Source organism: Shewanella sp. Shew256 (assembly GCF_002196695.1).
GTDB lineage: Bacteria > Pseudomonadota > Gammaproteobacteria > Enterobacterales > Shewanellaceae > Shewanella > Shewanella mangrovisoli.
This window is the reverse complement of sequence record NZ_NAJR01000004.1, coordinates 414,678-441,210: the sequence shown is the minus strand read 5'-3', so window position 1 is coordinate 441,210 and position 26,533 is coordinate 414,678. Positions and strand designations below refer to the sequence as shown.

Genomic DNA, 26,533 nt, shown 5'->3' with positions numbered 1-26,533 from the left:
CAATTATCCTCTATCGCTTCTTGAGGTGGTGCCTTCCATGCGTCTAATGGTGCAATCCAGTGCCATTTCTTCAGAGAGTTGATAGATACTCTTTTCGAGCTTTTCTAGTTCAACTTTTTCAGGAATATTGATGGTTAACGAAATCGTCTGGGTTTGCTCACCGTTGTCGAGTTCTTCAGAGAAAGAGCGTACTGCGGCTAAGTCTAAGGAACGGTCGGCGAGGAACTGGGTGATAAGCTTCATGGTGCCGCGCTGATCCTTACCGGTAAAGCGCACTTCAAGGCGTGAAAGGTAGTTTTGCGGCGTATGTTTAGAGGTGCGCTTCATCACTGTCATCAGTTCTAATTCAACACTGAGACTCGGGAGCAGGCTTTCAATTTTCGTTATGGATGCCCACGAACCTGACAACATCATGATTAAGGTAAATTCGTTACCAAATAATGCCATACGGCTGTCGACGATATCGCAGTCACAGTCGCTGGCAAGCCGAGCTAGTTTACTTACGAGTCCAGGACGGTCTACGCCCATTGCGGTTACGACCAGGAAATTGGTCATGAATTGTCCTCACTTTTTCGATATCATAGAGCGAAAACTCGAGACTGAGTGCCGAGTTTTTGTGCGGGATGTAATGCTACCATAACTAATTCAATTTGAGAGCCCCGTTAGTGCTTGTCATTAATGGTTGGCATCAGTACCATAGCGAATCCTGAAATTTTGGGGAAGTCAGATGATAAACGGAAGCATCGTAGCCTTAATCACGCCAATGAACAGTGATGGCTCAGTAGATTTTGCAAGTCTTGAAAGGTTAGTCGAATTCCATATTGACCAAGGCACAGACGCCATCGTCGCCGTGGGCACTACCGGCGAGTCAGCGACTCTGCCAATGAATGAGCACGTTACTGTGGTCGCGCAAACGGTTAAGTTTGCCGCAGGCCGTATTCCTGTGATTGGTGGCAATGGCGCGAATGCGACATCTGAAGCTATCGAACTCACCAAGTCTTTATCTAAAGTAGGGGTTGCCGCCATGTTAGGCGTGACACCTTACTACAACAAACCCACGCCAAAGGGCTTAGTCGCGCACTATAAAGCGGTCGCGGCGAGCACGGATATTCCGCAAATTCTCTATAACGTACCAGGACGCACCGCCGTCGACATGAAGCCCGAAACTGTGGCTGAATTGGTCGCTGTGAGCAATATTATTGGCGTTAAAGAAGCCACGGGCGATGTATCACGCGTACAGCGTTTACGTGAGCTTTGCGGTAATGACTTTATGTTGTACAGCGGCGATGATGCAACGGCGAGGGAGTTTTTACTCCTTGGCGGTAATGGCGTGATTTCGGTTGCTAACAACATAGTGCCAAAAGCATTCAAAGCCATGTGTGATGCAGCTCTGGCGGGCAACGCCGAATTAGCGGCGAGCATCGATGAGCCGCTGCGTGGTCTCTATAGCACACTGTTCTGTGAAGCGAACCCAATTCCTGTGAAGTGGGCCGCCCACCGTATGGGACTGATTGAATGTGGCCATATTCGTTTACCTTTGACTGAACTTTCTGAGCAATGTCATGGTCTGTTGTTAGATGCAATGACTCGCGCCCAGATAGAGGTTAAATAATTAATGTTAAAGAAAGTCACCCCACTGTTCCTAGTTGCTGCCGTTGCAGCTTGTAGCTCGCCATTAGAGCGTCGCCAAGCAAACGGCGGTGAAGACTATGTGCAGGCCGAGCAAGCGCCAATGCTGAAGATCCCCGAGGGATTAAAAGCACCGCCATACAATAAAGAATTTGAAGTGCCTAACTTAGGGCCAAAGGCGAATTCCGCGCTGGTTGGTAAAAACCTCGATATCCGTCCTCCACTGCAAGTACTGCCAATGGCAGAAGGCACGCACGTGGAAGAGGGCAGCGATAACATTAAGATCGTGGTTGAATCGATTGATAACAGCGTCGATCTTAAGCAAGAGATCTTCACTAATTTAGATGGTTTCTTTGCTAAGCAAGGCATCAGCATCCGCAACCGCGATTTCGATAAAGGCACTATCGAAACCGATTGGATTGAAAACACTGAAGTGTTGGAGTCTAGCCTTTGGGGTTCGGATAAAGAGTATCTGCTGCGTCAACGCTATCGCTTCGATGTAGAAACTCGTCCACACGGCCGTACCGCCAATATCGTTATTCACTTGGTTGAACACCAGGAGTTTTACGATGGTAAAGAGCAAGATGTCCTGTTAAGCAGCGAAGATAAACAGCGTTACACCATCGACATGCTCAACAGCTCTATCGCTTATATGAGTGTGAAGCGCGAGCAAGCGATTCAAGCGAACCGTTTGAAGCAGACCTTAGGGATCAATGTGGATCTAGTGACGCCTGAAGAAGGTGCCGCTTACTGGTCCGCGAAAGCGCCATACAAGCAAGTGTGGGAACGTCTGCGTATCGTGCTGCCAGAAATGGGCTTTGAAATTGCCGATATGGACAGCGCCAAGGGGCTTTACTTCATTAAGTTTACCGACAACTCTGGTTTCTGGAGTTCGTTGTGGAACGACAAGCAATTGGCCCTGAAGGAAGGCAGTTACCGCATACTGCTGGAAGACGGTGATAGCCCAGAGGAAACCAAAATCCTGCTGCGCGACGGTGAAGACCAACCACTGTCAAATGAAGTCGTGACCAATGTGTACCAGTCATTGTCTAGCCTGATGAAAGAAGAGCGCAAACTGCGTTAATCCCATCTCAGTCAAAAAGGGCGATTTATCGCCCTTTTTTGTGCCTGCCATTTGAGCACCGCTGTGCTCGCCCTGCGCGTTAACTATACAGAATGATGTTTCAGAATATTTCTGGCGTATATCAATATTTAAAGCATGGTTTTAGATAAACTGGTTTTAATTTTGATATTTGTTGAAGCAATTCGCTAAAAATGCCAATTATCCTACTGTATTCTTAATCCATCTTTCCCTTTCTGACTCGAATCGCCGTTTATTACATATTTTATGCAGTTGGCGTAATTTGTAAGAAAAAGTAAAACGTATTGATGCAATGATGCGAGTGGGTAAACTAGCCGTCACTAATGCGAGTCATCATCATTTGGAAGCCAGATGAAAAAAATCATAATTATCATCGCCATTTTGGCTGCGGGCTGGTTTGGATACCAAAGTATGCAACCCCAAGAGACGCAGCAAGCTAAAATTAAGCTCACCCCTAATGTGGTCATCGCGACGGCCGCCATGGCCCCAGTGCGTGACGAAGTCGAAGCCATAGGCACCAACAAGGCCTTTGAGTCAGTCACTATCACGCCTAAAGTTACCGATGTGGTCACCTCGCTCAAGTTTGATGATGGCGATATCGTCAAGAAGGGCGACTTATTGGTGCAACTGCAAAATGCCGAGCAGATAGCCAAAGTGAAAGTGGCGCAGGTGAAGGTGAGCGACAACCAGCGCGAATTAGCGCGGATCAGCTCTTTAGTGACCAGCCGCACTGTGGCGGAGCTAGAGCGTGACCGCCTGCAAACCTTAATCGACACCACCCGCGCCGAGTTAGAGCAGGCGCAATCATCCCTCAATGATCGCAGCATAGTGGCGCCTTTTAATGGCCGTTTAGGCCTGCGCCAAGTGAGTGTGGGTAGCCTAGTGACTCCGGGTACTGAGATCACCACACTCGATGATATTTCTAAGATTAAATTAGACTTTTCGGTGCCTGAGCGTTTTATTCAAGACCTGCAGCCTGGCAAACAAGTCGAAGCCAAAGCCGTGGCGTTCCCCGATGAAATCTTTAAAGGCAAAGTGATTTCTATCGATAGCCGTGTAAACCCAACCACTCGCGCCGTAATTGTGCGCGCCGAAATCCCAAATCCTGATTTACGTTTACTGCCCGGCATGCTGATGAAGGTGAAACTCATCAAGCGCAGCCGCGAAGCCTTGATGCTGCCAGAGTCGGCGATTATCCCGATCCAAAAAAAGCACTTTGTTTACAGCGTCAATAAAGACAATGTGATTGAGCGTAAGCAAGTCACCATTGGTATTCGTACTCGCGGTTGGGTCGAAATCCTCGGTGGTTTAGAGATTGGTGAAAATGTGGTGATCCGCGGGCTACTCAAAGTGCACCCAGGCGATGTGGTCAAAACCGAATTGGCTGAAAAGTTTAGCTATCTTTCCGATGCTAATACGGAGCCAAGTGTATGATCCTGACAGATCTTTCCGTTAAACGACCGGTATTTGCCTCGGTTATTAGCTTATTGCTGGTGGCCTTTGGTTTAGTGGCATTCGATAAGTTACCGCTGCGGGAATACCCTAATATCGACCCGCCGATTGTCTCGATTGAAACCAACTATCGCGGCGCCAGTGCCGCCGTGGTCGAGAGCCGCATCACCCAGCTGATTGAAGATAGGATCAGCGGCGTCGAAGGTATTCGCCATGTGAGTTCATCGAGCAGCGATGGTCGCTCGCAGGTGACCTTAGAGTTCGATATCAGCCGCAACATTGAAGATGCGGCCAACGATGTGCGCGACAGAATTTCGGGCCTATTAGATAACTTACCCGAAGAAGCCGATCCCCCAGAGGTACAAAAAGCCAACGGTGGCGATGAAGTGATTATGTGGCTCAACCTAGTGTCGGATCAAATGACCACATTAGAGCTGACCGATTACACCCGTCGTTATTTATCCGACCGTCTGTCCGTGGTGGACGGGGTGTCGATGATCCGTATCGGTGGTGGCAAGGTCTACGCCATGCGCGTGTGGCTCGACAGACAAGCCCTAGCATCCCGAAGCCTCACTGTGGCCGATGTTGAAGCCGCGCTAAGGGCTGAAAACGTTGAGTTGCCTGCAGGTTCGCTCGAGTCCAAGGAGCGCCACTTTACTGTGCGTTTAGAGCGTAGTTATCGCACCGCCGAGGATTTTGCCAATTTGGTGATTTCCCAAGGAGAAGATGGTTACTTAGTCAAACTTGGTGATGTGGCTAAGGTGGAAATTGGCTCAGAAGAAGAGCGCATCATGTTCCGCGGTAACAAGGAGGCCATGATTGGTCTTGGGGTGTCGAAACAGTCGACCGCCAACACCTTAGAAGTGGCCCGTGCTGTTAACGCTTTAGTCGATAAAATCAATCCTACCTTGCCCGCAGGCATGTCGATTAAACGTAGCTACGACAGCTCAGTGTTTATCGAAGCCTCGATTAAAGAGGTGTATCAAACCCTGTTCACCGCCATGGTGTTGGTGATCATCGTGATTTATCTGTTCCTTGGCAGCGTGCGCGCCATGTTAATCCCCGCGATTACCGTGCCCGTGTCTTTGCTCGGGACGTTTATCGTGCTCTATGCCCTAGGTTATACAATCAACCTGTTGACGCTGCTGGCGATGATCCTCGCCATCGGTATGGTAGTGGACGATGCGATTGTGATGCTGGAAAACATTCACCGCCGTATCGAAGAAGGCGATTCACCCTTAAAGGCGGCATTCTTGGGCGCCCGTGAGGTGGCCTTTGCGGTTATCGCCACCACCTTAGTGCTAGTGGCGGTATTTATGCCGATCACTTTCCTCGAAGGGGACTTAGGTAAGCTCTTTAAGGAGTTTGCTGTGGCCATGAGCGCGGCGGTGATCTTCTCCAGTATCGTGGCCTTAACCTTAAGCCCGATGATGTGCTCAAAGCTGCTTAAACCCGCGTCGCAGGATTCGTGGTTAGTGCGTAAGGTCGATAGCATTATGACGGGGATTTCCCGCGGCTATCAAAGCTCGCTTGAGAAGGCGATGGCAAGACCTGTGCTGATGTCGGTATTAGTCTTGATTGCGCTCGCGAGCAGTGTGCTGCTGGCCCAAAATGTGCCGCAGGAATTTGCGCCGCAGGAGGACCGGGGTTCGTTATTTTTGATGGTGAACGGGCCGCAGGGTGCGAGTTATGAATATATCGAATCCTACATGAACGAAGTGGAAAACCGTTTAATGCCGTTGGTAGACTCGGGCGATATTAAGCGCTTGTTGATCCGAGCTCCCCGTGGCTTTGGCCGCGCCGCCGACTTCTCTAACGGTATGGCGATTATCGTGCTCGAAGATTGGGGACAACGTCGCCCGATGAAAGAAGTGATAGGCGATATTAACAAGCGCCTCGCGGATTTAGCCGGTGTGCAAGCTTTCCCTGTGATGCGCCAAGCCTTTGGTCGTGGTGTGGGTAAACCGGTGCAGTTTGTGATTGGTGGACCAAGCTACGAAGAGTTGGCCCGCTGGCGCGATATTATGATGGAAAAGGCGGCGGAAAATCCTAAACTGATTGGCCTTGACCACGATTATAAAGAGACCAAACCGCAGCTTAGAGTCGTGATCGACAGGGACAGGGCTGCCAGCCTTGGGGTATCGATTTCCAATATCGGTCGCACCTTGGAATCTATGCTGGGCTCGCGTTTAGTCACTACCTTTATGCGTGATGGCGAAGAGTATGATGTGATTGTGGAAGGGGAGCGCAGTAACCAAAACACCGCGGCCGATCTGCAAAATATCTATGTTCGCTCCGAACGGACTAAGGAGCTGATCCCGCTGTCGAACTTAGTCACGGTAGAAGAGTTTGCCGATGCCAGTTCCCTCGATCGTTACAATCGTATGCGGGCGATCACTATCGAAGCCAGCTTGGCGGATGGTTATAGCCTAGGTGAAGCACTGGATTACCTCAATCAAGTGGCGCGTGCTTATCTGCCTGCGGAAGCGGTGATCAGCTACAAGGGACAATCCCTTGATTATCAAGAATCTGGCAGCTCAATGTACTTTGTGTTCCTGCTGGCGCTGGGGATTGTATTCCTAGTATTAGCGGCGCAGTTCGAAAGCTATATTCACCCTATGGTGATCATGCTGACGGTACCGCTGGCCACGGTTGGCGCCTTGATTGGACTGTGGTTTACGGGCCAGAGTCTCAATATCTACAGCCAGATTGGGATTATTATGCTGGTGGGTCTTGCGGCGAAAAACGGTATTCTGATCGTCGAATTTGCCAACCAGTTGCGGGATAAGGGCGTCGATTTTGACCGCGCCATTATTCAAGCCTCTTGTCAGCGTTTACGCCCGATCCTGATGACGGGGATTACCACTGCCGCGGGCGCCGTACCTCTGATATTGGCAGCAGGTGCTGGGGCGGAAACTCGTTTCGTGATTGGTGTAGTTGTGCTTTCGGGCATTATGCTGGCGACCTTGTTCACTATCTTTGTGATCCCAACCGCCTACGGTCTCTTTGCCCGTAACAGTGGTTCGCCAGAAGCGATTGCCCAGCAATTAGATAAGGAGTTGGCGCAGGATTAATCCCTCGCGAACGCTTAGCCAAAATAGGCGCTTAAGTGAACTTAAGCGCCTATTTTATTTGGTTAACACTCTACTCATTTACCTTCGATAGCTTGGATATAGCGAAAGGAGGTTTTCTCAAAGCCAATAGATTCGTAGTAGGCTTGGGTCTGCTCGCGGCGCATAGACGTAGTGACCTCAAGCTGGCGACAACCCAGCTCACTTGCTCTGCCTTTGGCAAAGTCAATCAGTTGCGTCCCTACGCCTAAACCACGACTCGCTTCAGCCACCACTAAGGCGGTAATGCGGCAAATTTGCTGCTGCGAGGGAAAATAATCAAAAAAGATCAAACTTATCAACCCAACCACGGCTCCCTCAGACTCGGCGAGATAGATTTCATCGGATCTTTTAGGATCATCGAGATACTGCTGTAACTGCGCCTCGGTGGCACTATAACCCAGCTGCAACAGTAAGTTAGCCATGGCGTTAAGGTCGGTTATTTGTGCTTTTTTTATTAGCATTTCTCTCAACATACTCCAATGTTAAAAACGCTTATCAGTTCATGACCATTTGTTGTGTCATATAAACCTCAGCATTTATAGGCGATGCCGTTGCAGGTGTAACCGAAAAAATCAGCACCATGAAAAGATGAATGCCCTGTTTTAAGTAGGCTATTACCTCCAAGTTCATGGGCTTTAGATTGGCATTGCATAAAAACTCTTGATATGAGTTCTGTGCCAGACAAGTTGAATTCCGGCGTATTTTTTTATAGTTTTCAGAAGCTTTTACTGGTGCGAGCAGTATGCATGTTGTTGGAAGTTCATCCTCTGAAAGATACATTTTTACCGGCTCGGCTGAATATGCCGTCTGGAGAGCGAGAGCTATGATAATCATCGGTAATCGTGTTTTCATACTTTTAAATCACTAATAGTGTTGTTGTATCTGTTATTTAAACTGTCTGCCTAAAGCACTCATTTTCAACCAAATTACGGTTAAATGAAAAGTCAGAAGGCGTAACTAATTCATAGCGTTAAATTGATTTATTATGAGAAGCTTTAAATCGACGCTCGCTAATTGTGATCACCTGAGATATGCCGCTATTACTACAGGGAACATTCTGACTCAGAAGCATTAACGCATAAAAAATCCAACACTCATGGCGAAACCGACAAGCACAATAAAACCCCGCAACAGGGATTGGGGAATGCGATAAGCCAGCGCGGCGCCAAGATAGCCGCCAATAATCGCCATAATGGCAAGCAGTAATAGATATTGCCCGTCAATCAGATTTCCTAGGGCGTAAATCACCACGGCAATGGTGGTGAGTAGGGCGGAGAGTAAATTCTTAAGTCCGTTCATCCCATGTAATTGGGTTTGCCCGAGAAGCCCAAAGGTGGCGAGTAAAATAATCCCTAATCCCCCGTTAAAATAACCGCCGTAAATACAGACAATACTGAGAATCATCATTGCCGTCAGTGGCTTGACGGTATTCACACGCGGGACGCTGGCATTCGCTAAGCGTTTTTTCAGTAACCAAGGTCCGGCGATAAAGGCGAGTGTGGCCAGCAAAATCAACCAAGGGACGAGATAAGCAAACACTTGCTCGCTGGTACTTAGCAGTATCGCCGCGCCGAGGCTTCCGCCAGTTATCGCAATCAAACACAGGGTTTTTAGGTTAAGATTTGCTGGATATTCAATCTCTTTTCGAAAACGCCAGGCACTGGCTAGGTAGCCGGGGAGCAGGGCAGCGGTACCCGTAGCGTTGGCCATCAGTGGTGGCACGCCCACAAACACAAGGGCAAATAAGGTGATAAAGCTGCCGCCGCCCGCCACCGCATTTAACATGCCGCCGAGTAAACCTGCGAGGGCGATCAGTAACCAATCCATAGTGAATGCTCCGCTGCCATTGTCTGGCTCAATCTGAACGTTAATTGCTTATAAAAACATCACCTTAACAGTAAGTCACTCAGATGAAAAGCCATCAATATTGCTAAGTAGCGGCAGATTGATGGCTTTGTTATGGGGTCTGAATCGGGTTTAAATAGAAAGCCTTGGCATTGATGCCTTTATTCAGCGTGAAACAGCCCTGACTCAAAAATCACCGCAGCAATTGCCAAATGTTGATCGCTAAATACCTCTTCTCCCCAGCAATGTTGCCCACGCTCTTGATAGTACACATGGTAACTGGCATTCGATGGCGTAGTGACGCAGTACCAACCATCAAAGGTCTGCTTGCTAAAGTTGACCCAATACTGCGCATCCGCCTGTTTGATCTGCTGAATTAGCGCCTCATCTTGCGCCAATAGCGCTGCAAGTTCGGCTGCGCTGGTGAGCTTGTGTTCGGTTTTTAACTGATTAAGGAGTGCTTTGAGTGTCATTATTGAAGCCCTTTTATCCTGAGGCACTATGTTAGCGAATGGCTGAGGCAATAGACGACTCGATTAAAGCGTCAAACACATCGGCTTGGCCTGCTGGGATTAGTTGCCGATGAATTTCGCGGCGCTTTGCACTGTCAAATAAACGCTCCGCAACCCAACCCGTTAAATAGAGTGAGGACAGACAACCTCCCGCAGTGGCAATATTGCCATTGACCACCAGAGCAGAGTCTTCTACATCGACGCCCATGGCCACCAATGCGGGTTTGGCATCGGGGTGCGTTGTTGCCGAGATATTGTCGAGTAAGCCTAACTTGGCAAAGAAGAATGATCCTGCGCAGATACTGCCAAGCAATTGCCGTGCGGGATCTAATTTAAGGGCCGACATAAACTCAGGATCCGCAAGTGCGGCAGGTACGCCTTTGTAACCACTGCTGAATAATACTACGTCAGCATCGGCGACTTGCGCGACATGACCATCGGTTTCTACCGTCATCCCCAAACTCGACCTGTGGCTAGGTTTGGTTCCGAGCACTTTGACTGTCCAATCGGTTGTTGTGCGGCCGAGAATATCGCGCATTAAAAAGAAATCGATATCGGTAAATTCATCAAATATCACAATCGCAATCTGGTACATCCTTTGTCCTCTCGTTTGCATTGGGATGACTTAAGGCTTGAATAGGCTCAGCCTTAAGTCAGGGGTTATCAATATGGGGTTATTGGAATGCATGGTTAATCAATATGTTAACCAGCACTTAACTATGGGAGCCGCATGGCAAAAATAGCATGGGCATTAAGATCTTGGCTTTGCATTCTGGTTAATGTCTTTCTTAACACTTCATCGGCCGCATCTTCAATCCGCTGGAACCCTGTCGTTGCAGCATGATCACGCATATATTTGCGGCTGCGCTTATTGAGGAATTTAGCTAACAACTTGAGCGTCCTTACTATTTAGGCTGCGGCGAGTTTACCGTAACTGTGCTTAAGATCGCTAATTTGGGTGCTAAAGAGTTAAAACATCTTTTGGTAACAATGATTCAGCACCTGTAGGCGAGTAAATCGATTGCTTTCAGTTAATAGGTTTTAAAATGATGGACCTTAAACAACATTTAGCCCTTGATAAGTTGGATAAAAATAAAGAAACCATAATATTGGGATGGATATGACGGTTAGCTGTTTTATTAGGGGGCGAGTGTTGTACCAATACTTATATAAAAAGAACGCGTAGGGGATCTGAAAAAATAGGGAATAAAACCACATGCCAGCCGCTAATATTATGCCTTCGTGGGCATTTGGCGAGGTACCAATTAAATAGATGCCAATACCATATAAGCCGATGATTGCTTCAACCCACAGTATTGCGCCCAGTGAAAGTACAACGCTTTCGTCATAAGTGAATCTAATAGGAAATTTCACTAAGCATTCTCCCTTCTTTAGCTGTGTTAACAATGTGATAGCTGCTTAGTTTTTGCTAATGATTAGCAATGGATAATTTAGTTGGGTAATTCACTAGATAGCTAGGCTTATATGGAGGTCTAAGCCTAGCATTTAGCTGATGTATATTGTGTGAGTTTATTAACTTACCGTGTTAAACAATGCTTAAAACACCATCTCTGGTACATGGTCTGGCACGATTAACTTACCAGCGGTTTTGCTAACAATTTCTTCAACGCTGACACCGGGGGCGCGCTCTAACAGATGGAAGGCGCCATCTTTAATCTCAATAAAGGCTAAATCGGTAACAACACGTTTGATGCAGCCGTAACCTGTGAGGGGCAATTCGCACACGGGTAACAGCTTAGAGTTACCGTACTTATCGGCGTGCATCATAGTCACGATAATATTTTCCGCACCCGCGACTAAATCCATTGCGCCGCCCATGCCCTTGATGAGCTTGCCTGGGATCATCCATGAGGCGATGGAACCATTCACATCGACCTCAAAGGCGCCGAGTACGGTCAAGTCCACATGGCCGCCACGGATCATGGCAAAGCTTTCGGCGGAGGAGAAAAACGAGGCACCTTTTACTGCGGTAACGGTTTGTTTGCCGGCGTTAATTAAATCCGGATCTATGGTTTCTTCCGTCGGAAATTCCCCCATGCCGAGCAGGCCGTTTTCCGATTGCAGCATCACTTCCATACCTTCGGGAATGTAGTTAGCCACGAGCGTCGGGATACCAATACCGAGGTTGACGTAGTAGCCGTCTTGTAATTCTTTGGCAACGCGCTGTGCCAGTTGTTCTCTTGATAATGCCATGATCTTTATCCTTCCTTTACCTAGAGTCGCTATTGGCCTCAATTTTTCGGTCTTTATTTAGGGCTGAGACTCTGTCGCTTTAGCTTGCGTTGTTAATCGTTCGCGTTTCTTATTTCGCCGCTTTTACCGTGCGCTGCTCGATTCGTTTCTCGAACTTGCCTTGGATGACGCGATCAACATAAATGCCGGGAGTATGGATATGATCAGGATCGAGCTCGCCCGGCTCCACAATAAACTCGGCTTCCACTACCGTGATTTTGCCCGCAGTCGCCATCATAGGATTAAAGTTAGCGGCGGTTTTGCGGAACACTAAGTTACCCATAGTATCGGCCTTCCAAGCGCGAACGAGGGCAAAATCGGCGGTCAGAGATTCTTCTAACACATAGTGACGGCCTTTGATTTCACGGGTTTCTTTACCTTCAGCCACGGGGGTGCCGTAGCCTGTGGCGGTGAAAAACGCCGGAATACCTGCGCCGCCCGCGCGGATTTTTTCCGCCAGCGTACCCTGTGGCGTTAAAATCACATTCAGTTCGCCAGAGAGCATTTGCTGTTCGAAAGTGGCGTTCTCACCGACGTAGGAGGCGATCATGGTCGAAATCTGGCGATGTTTTAACAATAAGCCCAGACCGAAATCATCCACACCCGCGTTATTTGAAATGGCGGTTAAGCCCTTAACGCCCATCTTAACCATTTGATTGATTAAGCCTTCAGGAATACCGCACAGGCCAAAACCGCCAACCATAATGGTCATATCATCGGATAAACCTGTTAACGCTTCTTCATAGCTGCTGACGACTTTATTGAGTCCTGCCATTTTGATGTCCTTTTACTGTTATTCAGTCCCCAAGGCGCTAGGGATGTTTAGCGCCTCGACGCTTGAGTCTAGGCTTTGGCGCCCTGCAAAATTGCATTGGCGACTTTAGAGCCATTAAGACGATTTAATTGTTTGCTGATCCCAAAACCCGCTAATGCCAGTTTTTCTAAATCGATACCCGTCTTCAAACCGAGCCCGTGGAGCATATAGACCAAGTCTTCACTCGCCAGATTGCCCGATGCGCCTTTTGCATATGGGCAACCACCTAGGCCCGCCACTGAGGCGTCAAAGCTGCGCACACCTAAGTCTAGGCAGGCGGTAATATTGGCTAATGCTTGGCCATAGGTGTCGTGGAAGTGCAGGGCAAGCTTTTCTACCGGGACTCGCTCCATCACGGCTTGCAGCATTTTACGGGCTTTTAACGGCGTGCCTACACCGATAGTGTCGCCGAGCGAAATTTCGTAACAGCCCATTTTGTAAAGGATTTCAGACACTCTTGCCACTTCGCTCGCCGCGATTTCCCCTTCATAGGGGCAACCTAAAACGCAGGACACATAGCCACGTACTGGGATATTGGCGGCTTTTGCCATGTCCATCAATGGGATAAAGCGTTCAATCGACTCTTCAATCGAACAGTTGATATTGCGTTGGCTAAAGCTTTGTGACGCCGCACCAAAGATAGCGACTTCGGAAGCTTTTGCATCCAGGGCCAGCTCTAAGCCTTTGACATTGGGGGTGAGGGCGCTGTAAACCACGCCCGCTTGGCGGCGAATTTGGCGCAATACGTCACCGCTATCGGCCATTTGTGGCACCCATTTGGGTGACACAAAACTGCCTGCTTCAATTCGCTTCACACCCGCATCGGCGAGGGATTCAATCAAGGCGACTTTGGCCTGTGTTGGGACGGCGGCCTCATTCTGCAAGCCATCACGGGGCCCCATCTCGAATAGGCTAACCCTATCCGAGCTGGCGCTTAAGTTCGTAAGATCCAGCGCAGACATTTAGGCTTCCTCGCTCTGGGCTTTTGGCTCAACATGGAGCAGCACAGCGCCATCGCTCACTAACTCGCCCGCCTTGAAGTAGAACTCAGTAACAATACCGTCGAAGGGCGCTTCGATGGTGTATTCCATCTTCATCGCTTCCATCACCAGTAGCCCTTGTCCTGCCTTCACCTCAGCACCGACTTCCACTAAGTGGGTGACGACTGTGCCGTTCATCGGAGCTTTGAGTTTATCTTCATTGCTGGACTCGGCCTCAACCACTTGGGTTTTAACCGCCCTGAAGTGATAACTGCCCGAGGGTAAAAACAGCGTAAAATCATCGCCTTGAGCGCTAACAGGCACTTTGCTCTTATGGCCGTTGATTTCGGCTAACAGTAAATCCTGCTTAAGCTCACCACTAAGTGACTTGCTGACATGACCTTCTTCCGTTGGCAGAGATAGCTGATAGTGATCGCCAAAGTCTAATAGCACCAATTGTTGTAACTCGTGGGCATCGTCGAGCAGGGCAATAGTATGTTGGCTAACGCTGTTGAGTCTAAAGCCACTGACTTGGCCCCAAGGCGAGTAAGGATCGGCGCTATTAATCGCCTGTGCCTTGGCGGCTTCTTTACGGGCAAGTACTTGATACAGCGCGGCAAAGGCGATTGCCGTATCGGTTTCGCTCGAAGCACTGCCAATCAGCGCATCGCCGTAACGGTTGATAAAGTCGGTGCTAAAGTCTGCCTTGGCAAAGGCGGGATGCTCGGCAATATTGGCTAAAAATTCAATATTGTGTTTAAGCCCGCTGATTTGATAGGACTCGAGGGCATGCACTAGGCGTTGCAGCGCACGTGGACGCGACTCATCCCAAACTATGAGCTTGGCTATCATAGGATCATAGAAATTACTGATCACATCGTTTTCACGGATGCCGGAATCGATACGCACGTATTTGCTTTGCTCGGGTTCGCGCAGGAAATTGAGCTTACCGCTGGCGGGTAAGAACTCATTTTGCGGATCTTCGGCGTAAATACGCACCTCAAAGGCGTGTCCATGGATACGCACTTCGTCCTGTTTGAGCGGTAACGGCTGGCCACTAGCGACCATTAACTGCCATTTGACTAAGTCTTGGCCCGTCACCATTTCGGTGACTGGATGCTCTACCTGCAGACGGGTATTCATCTCCATAAAGTAGAAGCTATTGTCGGTATCTAACAGGAATTCAACGGTTCCTGCACCAACATAATCGATGGCCTTGGCGGCAGCTACGGCGGCTTCACCCATTTGGGCGCGCAGCTCATCGCTTAAACCGGGCGCTGGGGCTTCTTCGACCACTTTTTGATGGCGGCGCTGAATCGAGCAGTCGCGATCCGATAGGTAAATCGCATTGCCAAAGGTATCGGCAAATACTTGCACTTCGACATGGCGAGGCTGGCGTAAATAACGCTCCATCAATAATTTATCGTTACCGAAGGAGGAGGCCGCTTCACGGCGCGCCGAGTTGATGGCGTCCATGATTTCGCCTTCATGCTCAACGATACGCATGCCTTTGCCACCGCCACCGTAGGCGGCTTTTATCAGCATGGGGAAGCCGATTTTTAAGGCTTCGGCCTTGAGTGTTGCGTCGGTTTGATCGTCACCATGGTAACCTGGCACTAAAGGCACTTGGGCCGCCGTCATAATGGCTTTGGCCGCGCTCTTGCTGCCCATGGCATCGATGGCATCACTGCCTGGGCCAACAAATACGATTCCGGCCGCCTCACACTTGCGGGCAAAGTCGGCGTTTTCCGATAAGAAGCCATAGCCAGGATGAATGGCTTGTGCTTGGGCTTTTTTGGCGATTTCAATAATCAAGTCGCCCTTGAGGTAAGAATCCGCCGGAGCGCTGCCACCTAAGTAAAACGATTCGTCGGCCATGGCAACATGGCGCGCGTTTTTATCGGCATCGGAATATAAGGCTACGGTGCGAACGCCCATGGCCTGCGCGGTTTTGATAATGCGGCAGGCAATTTCACCACGGTTAGCAATTAAAAGCTTAGTGAACATGCTGTTAATCAACATCAAATAACTCCTTGAGTATCTGTTGGCGTGTGCCAGTTCGGCTGACGTTTCTCAAAAAAGGCGTTTAAACCTTCTTGGCCTTCATCAGATACCCGAATGCGGGCGATGCGCTCGCTGGTGTAATCAATCGTATCTTGGTCTATCACGCCATCTTCTAGGCGGGCGAGTAGGGTCTTTACCCATGCCATTCCCTGCGGACTGTTGGCGAGCAGCGCGGTGATAATGGGTTGGGCTGCGGCCGCTAAATCATCGTTTATCTCATGGATAACATTGAGTTTGAGCGCCGTTTGCGTATCAAAACGCTCCGCTGTGAGCATATAGCGGCGTGAGGCGCGATTGCCCATGGCGCGGGCAACGTAGGGGCTAATCACTGCGGGGATCAGCCCTAGTTTGACTTCGCTTAAGCAGAAACTGGCACGCTCGGTGGCGATGGCTATATCACTGGCGCAGATTAACCCAAGCGCGCCGCCAAAGGCTGCACCTTGGACTAAGGCGATAGTAGGTTTTGGAAAGGTATCTAGATCCTGCATCAGCTTAGCCAGCGCCTTAGCGTCATTCAGATTTTGATCAAAATCCATCTTGGCTTGTTTGCGCATCCAGTTTAAGTCGGCGCCTGCGCTGAAGTTTTTGCCATTGGCTTTTAATACCAACAGTTTGCAGTCTTTGTGCTCGGCAAAATAACCTAGGACGGCGATCATTTCGCTGATCATCACCTCATCGAAGGCGTTGTGCACTTCTGCGCGGTTAAGGATTAACTCGCCCACGCCGTTATTCAGCGCATAGCTGACGTGCTGCAAATTAGCTAAGGATTGAGTGCTAGTGTTCTGGTGTTGTGTGTCAGTCATTATTATTCCCTCTATGAGTTATACGTAAGGCATCGCAAGATGCGTTACATACGGAAGACGCCGAAGCGGGTGTCTTCGATAGGGGCATTTAATGCGGCTGACAGGGCAAGGCCCACCACATCACGGGTTTGCGCCGGGTCGATAATACCGTCATCCCACAGGCGTGCGCTGGCGTGGTAGGGATGACCCTCTTTATCGTACTGGGCAATAATCGGCGCCTTGAAGGCCTTTTCAGCCTCAGCAGACCATTCTTCGCCCTTACGGGCTAAACCGTCGCGGCGCACTGTGGCTAATACGCCAGCGGCTTGCTCGCCACCCATTACAGAGATGCGCGCATTGGGCCACATCCACATCATGGTCGGTTCGAAGGCGCGGCCACACATGCCGTAGTTACCCGCGCCGTAGCTGCCGCCGATAATCACGGTAAATTTTGGTACATTGGCGCAGGAGACTGCGGTCACCATCTTGGCGCCGTGCTTAGCGATACCTTCGTGTTCGTACTTTTTACCCACCATAAAGCCGGTAATGTTTTGCAGGAACAGCAGCGGGATCTTGCGCTGGCAGCACAGTTCGATAAAGTGCGCGCCTTTTTGCGCCGATTCTGAGAATAAAATGCCGTTGTTGGCCACAATTCCCACGGGATAGCCGTGAATACGGGCAAAACCACAAACTAGGGTTGCGCCATAGTTGGCCTTAAACTCATCGAAATCGGAGTCGTCGACGATGCGAGCGATCACTTCTTTCACATCGAAGGGCTTTTTCAAGTCGGTGCCGACGATACCGTAGAGTTCGCTGATATCAAACTTAGGTGGCTTAACTGGGCTCAGCAGACTATTGATTTGTTTTTGATGATTCAGACGCAGCACAGCGCGGCGGGCAAGCTCTAAGGCATGCTCATCGTTTTGGGCTAAGTGGTCCGCTACACCTGAAATTTTAGTGTGTACGTCGGCGCCGCCGAGTTCTTCGGCGCTGACTTCCTCACCGGTCGCGGCTTTAACTAACGGCGGCCCAGCTAAAAAGATAGTGCCTTGTTCTTTAACGATAATAGATTCATCGGCCATGGCAGGCACATAGGCGCCGCCCGCGGTACACAGACCCATCACCACCGCAATTTGCGGAATGCCCTTGGCGGACATTTGTGCTTGGTTGTAGAAAATCCGGCCGAAATGATCGCGGTCTGGAAAGACTTCATCCTGACGGGGCAAGTTAGCGCCGCCCGAGTCGACTAAATAGATACAGGGCAGATGGCAGCGACTGGCAATCTCTTGTGCCCTTAAGTGTTTTTTGACTGTGATAGGGTAGTAAGTGCCGCCTTTGACCGTGGCATCGTTGGCGATAATCATGCACTCCACGCCGCTCACTCGGCCGATACCGGCGATAATTCCTGCGGCGGGGACTTCTTCATCGTAAACGTCGAAGGCGGCGAACTGGGACAGTTCTAAAAAGGGCGAACCAGCGTCGAGGAGTTTCTCAACCCGTTGACGGGGAAGGAGTTTGCCGCGGGCCAAATGGCGCTCTAGGGCAACGGGGCCGCCGCCAAGTTCAATTTTGGCGAGTTTGGTTTTAAGATCGGCCACTAGGGCGGCCATATCGTCGGATTTGGCTTTAAATTCATCGCTACGGGCGTTGATACGACTGCTTAATTGCGTCACTTTGATTGTCCTTATAAAGCGGTAACTCAGTATCAGTTGGCTCGGTGGGCGAAGGGGCATGAAAGGCAAAAGCTCATCATGCGCCGTTCGCCCTAGGCTGCTTATTTCGATTCGTTAAAGAGCTCGCGGCCAATCAGCATACGGCGAATTTCTGAGGTGCCAGCGCCAATCTCATAGAGTTTGGCATCGCGCAGTAAGCGGCCAGTCGCATACTCGTTGACGTAACCGTTACCGCCGAGCAATTGAATGGCATCCAGTGCCATTTTGGTCGCCAGCTCCGCGCTGTAAAGAATGGCGCCTGCGGCGTCTTTACGGGTGGTTTCACCGCGATCGCAGGATTTCGCCACGCTGTAGACATAGGCTTTGGCGGCGTTCATACCAGTGTACATGTCGGCTAATTTGCCTTGTACTAATTGGAATTCACCGATGGATTTACCAAATTGCTCACGCTCGTGGATATAAGGTACGACGATGTCCATACAGGCGTTCATGATCCCCAGCGGGCCGCCTGAGAGCACGACGCGCTCGTAATCTAAGCCGCTCATCAGCACTTTTACGCCATTGTTGAGGCCGCCGAGAATGTTTTCCTCTGGCACTTCGACATCTTCAAACACCAGTTCACAGGTGTTTGAACCGCGCATCCCCAGTTTGTCGAGTTTTTGCGCTTGGCTGAAACCTTTAAAACCTCGCTCAACGATAAAGGCCGTGATGCCGTGTGCGCCCTTGGTTAAGTCGGTTTTGGCATAAATCACATAGGTATTGGCATCGGGACCGTTGGTGATCCACATCTTGTTGCCATTGAGGATGTAACGGTCGCCTTCTTTACGGGCGTGCAGCTTCATCGAAACCACATCTGAGCCCGCATTGGGTTCACTCATCGCCAGTGCGCCGATATGTTCACCGCTGACCAGCTTTGGTAAATACTTGGCTTTTTGCTCTGCATTACCGTTACGGTTAATTTGGTTTACACACAGGTTGGAGTGGGCGCCGTAGCTTAACCCGATAGAAGCAGATGCGCGGGAAATCTCTTCCATGGCGACCACGTGGGCAAGATAGCCCATGTTGGCACCGCCGTATTCCTCAGGCACAGTGACACCTAAGAGTCCCATTCCACCGAGCACGGGCCAAATTTCGTTAGGGAAGGCGTTGTCGTGGTCGACTTTCGCGGCAATAGGGGCGATTTCGTGTTTAGCGAAATCTTGCACCGCATCGCGCAGCATATCGACTTCTTCGCCTAGGCCAAAATTGAGACTGGTGTAGAGTGAGTTCATTGCTTGTGTCCTATCTTAGGTTCTAATTTATATTTTTATGATTATTAGGTGCTTGAGTCTTTAAAATCGTCTTACAGTGCGTGATATGTCCCTGTCACGCGGTCGTACCAACTGAGGTGTTGATTAATGCTATGCTCGCAAGCCTCGAAGGAATTAGGCTTTGGCCTTGCTTTCTTCTAGGGCGAGGCGGCATTGTTGCTCGGCCGAGTTCAGCTCCATCAGTACCACTTTAATGTCGTCCATTTGCTGCTGCAGTGCGGATTTTTTCTCTTCCACTAGGGCAAGCATGGTATTGAGCTGGGTGGTGCTGCTCTTGTCGGCATCGTAAAGTTCGAACAGGCGACGGGTTTCTGCGAGAGAGAACCCAAGGCGCTTGCCGCGCAGAATTAGTTTGAGTCGAACCCTGTCTTTGAGACTGTAAATACGGGTTTGACCGCGACGTTTTGGCTTAAGTAAGCCTTGGTCTTCGTAAAAACGAATGCTTCGGGTTGTGATATCAAACTCTTTGGAGAGATCACTGATCGAATAAGTCGTTTGTGGCGTGTTAGTTGCGCTCATTCAGGCACCTTAGTTAATCATTTTTTAGCAAGATATATGAAGTTTACGTAAAGGTAAAGATTGCGGTGTGGTTAGTCTGAATTTTTTGTCAATTCTTGTTGCCACTCGCTCGAATGACCTCAAATCAACCTATTGATATTAATGAGCTAAACACTGAGTAGGAAAGGCACTTTTGATGCGGGGAAGTGCCGCATTGCCCTCGTCTTACAATTGGGCAACGCAGCGCAGTGGATTGAGCAAGCAACTTGTATCAAAAGCCGCGATTATCGGCGCTTACTCCATGGTGTTGAGCAAGCCATCATCGGCTAACACACCCTCATAAGTTGGGCGGTTTAACGCCTCGATAAGTACCGGATCGCGTTTATATACGTCATTGTAAAACTTGATTTTCCCGTCCTTTAAGGTGACGGTCCAATACATGATCAAAATGTCCAAGGGCTCATCTAAGAACAGGTTTTCCGTTTTTCCCTCACTTAATTTGCTACTGAGCGTGTTACTTGACCAATAGGCATTGGCACTCAGCAATTTATCCGCCAGCACGAGCGGATCTTTGACTCGAATACAGCCATGACTGAAGGCTCTATCCGTTTGTTCAAACAGACTTTTTGCTGGCGTATCATGTAGATAAATCGAGTATTGGTTAGGGAAGATAAACTTAACTAACCCCAGTGAGTTATCTTCACCCGGGTCTTGCACAAACCAGTAGGGGAAGTTTTTGCGCGTCATGCTATGCCAATCGATGCCGCTTGCATCCACGGGCGTGCCCGAGCCTTCGACCACTTTAAAGTGTTTCTTCTGTAAATAATCGGGATCTTTACGCAAGTGATTGATGATTTCAGTCGAGATGCTGCGGGGCACTGTCCAAGTGGGATTGACAACCACGTATTTTAACTTGGATTTAAACAGCGGCGTTTTAGCGTTAATTTTGCCGATGATAATGTCGGTTCGCCAGCTTAGGCTGTTGTCTTTAAAGAGTAACAGTTCATAACCTGCCAAGTTGACGATAAGATAATTGGCGGGCAAGTTTGCCGATAACCAGCGCGCACGCTCGAGGTTGATACGGATCTGATCGACCCGTTGCGAGTAGGGCACATTCAGCGCCGCCATAGTGCCCGCACCAATCACGCCATCGGCTTTGAGGCTATGGTCGGTTTGGAATTGACGCACTGTGGCTTCAAGCGTGCTGTCGTACGTTAAGGGCTGGTTCACGGCGGCGCTATTGTCCGCTGGCGCGCTAGCCGCTAAGTAACCTAACTCTGTTAGCCGTGTAGCAATGCCTTGTACCGAAGGGGAAGTGCTGCCGGGCTTGATGACTTCCGTATAGGGAATGGGGCTAAAGGGATAGCGTGCTGCTAAGTCTTTGTACTGGGCAAGATACTGTTTAAGCTGGTGATAGGGCGCAATCTTAGGTGCTAAGCCTGCAATAGCATCAGCCACAGTGTGTGCTTTAATGTGTTCTTCGAGCTGCTTTAACGTGGTATCGAAATCCAGATGGGTTTCATCATAATTCCAGGTTTTGCCGAGCATACTGGGGTTCACTTTGCCGTTTAGCAAGTGAATGGCGTAGGTGATGATCCCATCGCTTAGAAGCACTTCAAATACACTGCTGCGGTATTCATCCTGCCAATTCGAGGCACTGAGCTGTTGGTAAAGTTCGACTAGCTTGGAGTAGTGATAATCTTCCTTCGACAACCCTTCATCATCGGCACTTTTAATCACATCGAGCATAGTGCCCGCGTATTCTCTGTCTTGCCAGAGCGGCTGATATTGACGCACTTGGTAGACCCGCGACAGCAACTTGGCACTAATGACCTGAGTATTGTCGACCTTGGCTCGTTCACCAATAGATAAGGGTTCGAGTAAGGTCTCTAGCTGCTGGGTTGACGCAACGCCGCTCGCGCTAACGAGACTGAGGATCAGGAGTAAGGCAGGTTTGAGTTGTTTGAAGCGCATCATAATGAGTATTTCTTTCCATGAAAAAATCCATTAAAGACATAAGACTATGTTGAATCATTTCGTACAGCAAGTGTGCTGTACAATTATCCAACATGTTTAACAGTTTTAGTGGTTATATCCCTTAGTCTAATGGGGGAATAGCGCTGGGCAGGTCATAATCAATTTGGGAAGGAAGGGGAGAGTTTCATCTGTGGTGACACGGGTGAGTGTCATGATGGGAGGCCTTATGACAGATGTTGGACAACAATTACATCAGACATCTATTGCGAATAAACAGGCATTTTGGCAACAAGCCGCCAAGGCCTTAGACTGGGTTACGCCGAGCAAACAAATATTAGATGAAAGCGAGGCACCGTTTTATCACTGGTTTAGCGATGGCGAGTTAAACACTTGCTACAACGCGGTGGACAGGCACGTGTTGGCGGGGCGTGGTGAGCAAATTGCCATCCATTACGTGAGCCCTGTGACGGAAACCGAATACAGCATTACTTACTGTGAGTTGCAGGCTCAAGTGGCAAGGCTTGCGGGCTATTTGCAAAGCGTTGGCGTGACTAAGGGAGACCGTGTGGTCATCTACATGCCCATGGTGCCCGAGACCGCCTATGCCATGCTTGCCTGCGCGCGCATTGGCGCCATCCATTCGGTGGTCTTCGGCGGCTTTGCGGCTAATGAGCTGGCGACCCGGATCAATGATGCTAAACCAAAGTTGGTAATGTCCGCCTCCTGCGGGATTGAACCTTCGGGCGTGGTGCCCTATAAACCCTTACTGGACAAAGCATTAAATGAAGCCGTGCACAAAGTTGAGCACTGCTTGATTTTAAATCGCCCCCAATATGAGGCGCAGATGCAAGCGGGGCGCGATAAGGACTGGCAAACCGCCTTATGTACTAGCGACAGTGCCGATTGTGTGACAGTGAAAGCCACCGATCCCCTGTATGTGCTTTATACCTCGGGGACCACGGGTCAACCCAAGGGCGTGGTGCGGGACAATGGCGGCCATGCGGTGGCATTGGCTTGGTCCATGGCCAATATTTATGATATTGCCCAAGGGGATGTGTTTTGGGCTGCATCGGATGTGGGCTGGGTTGTAGGGCATTCGTATATTGTCTATGGCCCGCTGCTTGTCGGGGCGACGACCTTGTTATATGAAGGAAAACCCGTAGGCACACCTGATCCCGGCGCCTTTTGGCGCACGATTGCTAAATATCGAGTCAAAAGCTTTTTTACGGCGCCCACGGCGATCCGTGCCATTAAGCGCGAAGATCCCGACGGCGAATTTATCCAAGGTGTCGATTTAAGCTGTTTGAAGAATGTTTTTTTGGCTGGGGAGCGCTGCGATCCCGATACCTTACATTGGGCTGAAGCCAAACTGTATAAACCGGTTATCGACCATTGGTGGCAAACAGAAACGGGCTGGCCTGTGGCTGCGAACCTGATGGGGGTGGCACCGATTGCGGTTAAAGCGGGATCGCCCGGTCGACCCGTCCCAGGATATGAAGTCGATGTGGTCGATGAACTAGGCGCCAAAGTGGCGGCGAATGTCTCGGGCAACGTGGTCATCAAATTACCGTTGCCACCGGGTACGCTCACTACACTCTGGCAAAATAATAAACGCTATCAAGACAGTTACTTATCTATGTACCCAGGCTATTACCTTACGGGGGATGCGGGTTACATGGATGAAGATGGTTATCTGTATATCATGAGCCGTATCGATGACATTATTAACGTAGCCGGCCATCGACTCTCCACCGGGCGATTTGAAGAGGTCCTGTGTCAGCATCCCGATGTAGCCGAAGCGGCCGTGATTGGTGTCGATGATAAACTCAAAGGCCAAGTGCCCTTGGGCTTAGTGGTGCTGAAAAAGGGCGTGACCATTACGGACGAGGAACTGCATAAGCAGTTAATTGCCCTCGTTCGCCAAGAAATTGGTCCCGTCGCGTCCTTTAGGTTGGTGAGTGCGATTCAAAAGCTACCGAAAACCCGCTCGGGCAAAATCCTGCGCGGCACTATGCGTAAAATTGCCGATAATCAGCAATATACGGCGCCAGCGACCATTGAAGATCCGCAGACCCTCGATTTAGTCCGCACGACCTTAACCCGCATGGGTTATGCCGATGCTCTTGTAGGGTAATCTGACAAGGCAGTAGTGAGCGGTCAAAAATAAGGGCCGTACAGCCAAGATAAAGCGATAGCCTGATGAGAGCAGTCCCATCAGGCTATCGCTTTTATTTTGGGAGAAATCGCTGGAGCCCAAGGCTTGCTCTTATATATCACTATTTGCTAGTCTAGCCCGCATACTTAATAGTTAAGTCTTTACGGAGCACTATTAAGGAATTGGATCTTAAGCTTTATATCTAGATTCAAATTGTTAGCGACATTACACATTTCACAACGGCTTAGGGACGACCCTAAATACGCCGATATCAATTTGGGGACGACCCCGTATGGGAGTTCTCTATGAGCTGGTTTCTATTAATTCTTGCTGGACTATTTGAAATTGGTTGGGCGATCGGGCTTAAGTACACCGACGGATTTAGCCGCCTCTGGCCGAGTGTGTTTACTGTATTCTCCATGACAGTGAGTGTGCTGCTGTTGGGGCTGGCGGTTAAACAGCTACCGATAGGCACGGCGTATGGCGTTTGGGTCGGCATAGGTGCCATGGGCACGGCAATTGCGGGCATTATTCTGTTAGGTGAGGGCGTGAGCCTGCTGAAAATCGCCAGCTTAATCCTCATTTTGCTTGGCGTGCTCGGCTTAAAACTCGCTCATTAATCCATTTACTTCCCTAGGGAAGAGTTCGCCCAGATGTATACGATTGGTAAAGATGTTTAATGAGATCTAGGAATATTCTCCTGAAAAAACAACACATCTTAGGCTGTAATCGGGATTGCCAATCGTATGCATCGTCTATTGTCTCTGGTAATTAAGTTACAAAGCCCGATATAATTACACCTCCAAATTGGTTATTTCTAACCTCTGTGACCCGTGGGAATTATATAATGCAAAACCACAGCAATCTTAATGACATTGGCGTGATTGGCCTTGGCGTGATGGGCAAAAACCTCGCGCTAAACATTGCCGACAATCAATATAGCGTCAGTGCTTTCGACCTCGATCCTGTTAAAGTCAACGGTGTTTTACAGCAAGAAAAACAAGAACGTGTAGGACAGGAACTGCGTATTACTGGCTGTGCTAATCTTTCAGAAATGTTAGCAAGCCTCGCTCACCCCCGTATTCTCGTGCTGTCTGTCCCTGCGGGTGCGCCTGTGGATGGGGTATGTCATGCCTTGATTTCTGCCGGCATCGAAGCGGACGATATCGTTATCGATACGGGCAACAGTCTTTGGACGGACACCGTTGAGCGCGAAAAGCGTTACCAAGGGAAATTTATCTTCTTCAGCTCGGCGGTTTCTGGTGGGGAAGTCGGTGCCCGTTTTGGCCCTTCCTTAATGCCAAGTGGCGATCTTGGGGCTTGGCAGCATGTGGCGCCGATTTGGAAGGCCATTGCCGCTAAGGTTGCTCCTCAAACAGGGCTGCCGATTGAGCGTTTTGAGCCGGGTAATCCCGTGACCGAAGGTGAGCCTTGCACGACCTATATTGGTCCTGCTGGCGCCGGGCATTATGTGAAAATGGTGCATAACGGGATTGAATACGCCGATATGCAACTGATTTGCGAAGCCTATCAGTTAATGCACGATGGTTTAGGCATGAGTGCAGCACAAGTGGGTGAGGTGTTTGAACGCTGGAATAAGGGCAGTTTAAATAGCTATCTGATGGGGATCAGCGCCGAAGTACTCAAACAGGCGGATCCACTAACCGGTCAGCCGTTAGTTGAGATGATCCTCGATAAAGCTGGGCAAAAGGGCACCGGGCTTTGGACTGCGGTCAGCAGTTTGCAAATTGGTTGCCCGGCTCCCACCATTGCCGAAGCGGTTTATGCTCGCGCGGTGAGCACCCAAAAATCCCTCCGTGTTGAGCTCAGTAAAAAGCTCGCAGGTCCTGCCTCAGTGGCGATGGATGATGCTCAAAAAGCCAGTTTAATCGATACCTTAGAGAGTGCGCTCTACTGCGCGAAAGTGTGTTGCTACGCCCAGGGTTTCCAACTGATGGCGATGACGGCGCAGGAGCAAAAATGGCAGCTCGATTTTGCTGAAATCGCTAAGATTTGGCGTGCGGGTTGTATTATTCGTGCGACCTTCTTGCAATCGATCACTCAAGCTTATCAAGCGGATGCGGACTTAAGCTGTTTATTGATGGCAGACACCTTTGCAACTACCTTATCGGAAAAACAAACTGAGTGGCGCAGTGCTGTAGCGGCGGCTGTGATGCAAGGGATCCCTGTACCTTGTATTAGTTCGGCACTGGCCTATTACGACAGTTACCGCAGCGAGACCCTGCCAGCAAACTTGCTTCAAGGTCAAAGGGACTTTTTCGGTGCCCATACCTTTGAGCGCTTAGATAAGCCCGCTGGCGAGAAATATCATTTAGATTGGAGTGCCCCAAACAGGGTATTAATTAAACTCTAA

Annotated in this window: 24 protein-coding genes; 7 read left to right on the top strand and 17 right to left on the bottom strand. The window is 49.6% G+C overall.

Annotated features, from left to right (window positions below; genetic code table 11):
- Positions 1-3: 3 nt before the first annotated feature.
- Entirely contained in the window at positions 4-555 is a 552-nt protein-coding gene (locus B5P39_RS10040; RefSeq protein ID WP_011716686.1) for a glycine cleavage system protein R, read from the bottom strand.
- Positions 556-727: 172 nt separating this feature from the next.
- Here B5P39_RS10040 and dapA point away from each other — a divergent pair, with 172 nt between their 5' ends.
- From dapA to B5P39_RS10020, 4 genes are all read left to right on the top strand, one after another.
- On the top strand, positions 728-1,612 hold the full coding sequence (gene dapA / locus B5P39_RS10035; protein ID WP_011716687.1) for a 4-hydroxy-tetrahydrodipicolinate synthase: 885 nt from the start codon (positions 728-730) through the stop codon (positions 1,610-1,612).
- Between the two features lie 3 nt (positions 1,613-1,615).
- Positions 1,616-2,713: an outer membrane protein assembly factor BamC gene (bamC, locus tag B5P39_RS10030; protein WP_088211403.1), complete on the top strand. Its 1,098-nt coding sequence runs from the start codon at positions 1,616-1,618 to the stop codon at positions 2,711-2,713.
- Between the two features lie 369 nt (positions 2,714-3,082).
- Positions 3,083-4,165 (top strand): efflux RND transporter periplasmic adaptor subunit, encoded by a 1,083-nt coding sequence (locus B5P39_RS10025; RefSeq protein WP_088211402.1) that lies wholly within the window; start codon positions 3,083-3,085, stop codon positions 4,163-4,165.
- A complete protein-coding gene (locus B5P39_RS10020; protein WP_088211401.1) occupies positions 4,162-7,257 on the top strand; it encodes an efflux RND transporter permease subunit in 3,096 nt (1,031 codons plus the stop codon). The genes B5P39_RS10025 and B5P39_RS10020 overlap by 4 nt, the downstream gene beginning before the upstream one ends.
- 74 nt (positions 7,258-7,331) lie before the next feature.
- Here the strand turns inward: B5P39_RS10020 and B5P39_RS10015 are convergent, their stop codons facing one another.
- The 16 genes from B5P39_RS10015 to B5P39_RS09945 all read right to left on the bottom strand — a co-directional run bounded on the left by B5P39_RS10015 (position 7,332) and on the right by B5P39_RS09945 (position 22,004).
- Positions 7,332-7,757 (bottom strand): GNAT family N-acetyltransferase, encoded by a 426-nt coding sequence (locus B5P39_RS10015; protein WP_441347612.1) that lies wholly within the window; start codon positions 7,755-7,757, stop codon positions 7,332-7,334.
- Between the two features lie 34 nt (positions 7,758-7,791).
- Positions 7,792-8,148 carry a hypothetical protein gene (locus tag B5P39_RS10010; protein ID WP_088211400.1) on the bottom strand — a complete coding sequence of 119 codons (357 nt, stop codon included), beginning with the start codon at positions 8,146-8,148 and terminating at the stop codon, positions 7,792-7,794.
- A gap of 219 nt (positions 8,149-8,367) precedes the next feature.
- Positions 8,368-9,123, bottom strand: a complete 756-nt coding sequence (locus B5P39_RS10005) for a sulfite exporter TauE/SafE family protein (RefSeq protein ID WP_088211399.1) — start codon at positions 9,121-9,123, stop codon at positions 8,368-8,370.
- A 179-nt stretch (positions 9,124-9,302) separates the two neighbouring features.
- On the bottom strand, positions 9,303-9,614 hold the full coding sequence (locus tag B5P39_RS10000) for a cytoplasmic protein (protein WP_088211398.1): 312 nt from the start codon (positions 9,612-9,614) through the stop codon (positions 9,303-9,305).
- A gap of 31 nt (positions 9,615-9,645) precedes the next feature.
- Positions 9,646-10,248: a DJ-1/PfpI family protein gene (locus tag B5P39_RS09995; RefSeq protein WP_088211397.1), complete on the bottom strand. Its 603-nt coding sequence runs from the start codon at positions 10,246-10,248 to the stop codon at positions 9,646-9,648.
- A 122-nt stretch (positions 10,249-10,370) separates the two neighbouring features.
- Positions 10,371-10,544 carry a hypothetical protein gene (locus B5P39_RS24670; protein ID WP_176399889.1) on the bottom strand — a complete coding sequence of 58 codons (174 nt, stop codon included), beginning with the start codon at positions 10,542-10,544 and terminating at the stop codon, positions 10,371-10,373.
- Between the two features lie 165 nt (positions 10,545-10,709).
- Positions 10,710-11,027 carry a hypothetical protein gene (locus B5P39_RS09990; RefSeq protein ID WP_088211396.1) on the bottom strand — a complete coding sequence of 106 codons (318 nt, stop codon included), beginning with the start codon at positions 11,025-11,027 and terminating at the stop codon, positions 10,710-10,712.
- 183 nt (positions 11,028-11,210) lie between these two features.
- Entirely contained in the window at positions 11,211-11,867 is a 657-nt protein-coding gene (locus B5P39_RS09985; RefSeq protein WP_011071998.1) for a 3-oxoacid CoA-transferase subunit B, read from the bottom strand.
- 109 nt (positions 11,868-11,976) lie between these two features.
- Positions 11,977-12,681, bottom strand: coding sequence for a CoA transferase subunit A (locus B5P39_RS09980; RefSeq protein ID WP_011071999.1), 705 nt, complete (start codon positions 12,679-12,681; stop codon positions 11,977-11,979).
- Between the two features lie 68 nt (positions 12,682-12,749).
- Positions 12,750-13,682, bottom strand: coding sequence for a hydroxymethylglutaryl-CoA lyase (locus B5P39_RS09975; RefSeq protein WP_088211395.1), 933 nt, complete (start codon positions 13,680-13,682; stop codon positions 12,750-12,752).
- A complete protein-coding gene (locus tag B5P39_RS09970; RefSeq protein ID WP_088211394.1) occupies positions 13,683-15,722 on the bottom strand; it encodes an acetyl/propionyl/methylcrotonyl-CoA carboxylase subunit alpha in 2,040 nt (679 codons plus the stop codon).
- Positions 15,722-16,567: an enoyl-CoA hydratase-related protein gene (locus B5P39_RS09965; protein WP_088211393.1), complete on the bottom strand. Its 846-nt coding sequence runs from the start codon at positions 16,565-16,567 to the stop codon at positions 15,722-15,724. The genes B5P39_RS09970 and B5P39_RS09965 overlap by 1 nt, the downstream gene beginning before the upstream one ends.
- Positions 16,568-16,611: 44 nt before the next feature.
- The gene (locus B5P39_RS09960; protein ID WP_088211392.1) at positions 16,612-18,219 is read right to left on the bottom strand and encodes a carboxyl transferase domain-containing protein; all 1,608 of its coding nucleotides are present in this window, start codon (positions 18,217-18,219) and stop codon (positions 16,612-16,614) included.
- A 101-nt stretch (positions 18,220-18,320) separates the two neighbouring features.
- Complete coding sequence (locus tag B5P39_RS09955) at positions 18,321-19,490, bottom strand: isovaleryl-CoA dehydrogenase (protein ID WP_011716702.1); 1,170 nt, start codon at positions 19,488-19,490, stop codon at positions 18,321-18,323.
- A gap of 153 nt (positions 19,491-19,643) precedes the next feature.
- The gene (locus B5P39_RS09950; RefSeq protein ID WP_011623082.1) at positions 19,644-20,048 is read right to left on the bottom strand and encodes a MerR family transcriptional regulator; all 405 of its coding nucleotides are present in this window, start codon (positions 20,046-20,048) and stop codon (positions 19,644-19,646) included.
- Positions 20,049-20,321: 273 nt separating this feature from the next.
- Positions 20,322-22,004 carry a L,D-transpeptidase family protein gene (locus B5P39_RS09945; protein WP_088211391.1) on the bottom strand — a complete coding sequence of 561 codons (1,683 nt, stop codon included), beginning with the start codon at positions 22,002-22,004 and terminating at the stop codon, positions 20,322-20,324.
- Positions 22,005-22,230: 226 nt separating this feature from the next.
- On the opposite strand from B5P39_RS09945, the gene B5P39_RS09940 reads away from it, so the two are divergent.
- The 3 genes from B5P39_RS09940 (at position 22,231) to gndA (ending at position 26,533) form a co-directional block, all read left to right on the top strand.
- Complete coding sequence (locus B5P39_RS09940) at positions 22,231-24,138, top strand: propionyl-CoA synthetase (RefSeq protein WP_088211390.1); 1,908 nt, start codon at positions 22,231-22,233, stop codon at positions 24,136-24,138.
- Positions 24,139-24,464: 326 nt separating this feature from the next.
- Positions 24,465-24,779, top strand: a complete 315-nt coding sequence (sugE, locus tag B5P39_RS09935; RefSeq protein ID WP_011716705.1) for a quaternary ammonium compound efflux SMR transporter SugE — start codon at positions 24,465-24,467, stop codon at positions 24,777-24,779.
- Positions 24,780-25,006: 227 nt separating this feature from the next.
- Positions 25,007-26,533 (top strand): NADP-dependent phosphogluconate dehydrogenase, encoded by a 1,527-nt coding sequence (gndA, locus tag B5P39_RS09930; RefSeq protein ID WP_088211389.1) that lies wholly within the window; start codon positions 25,007-25,009, stop codon positions 26,531-26,533.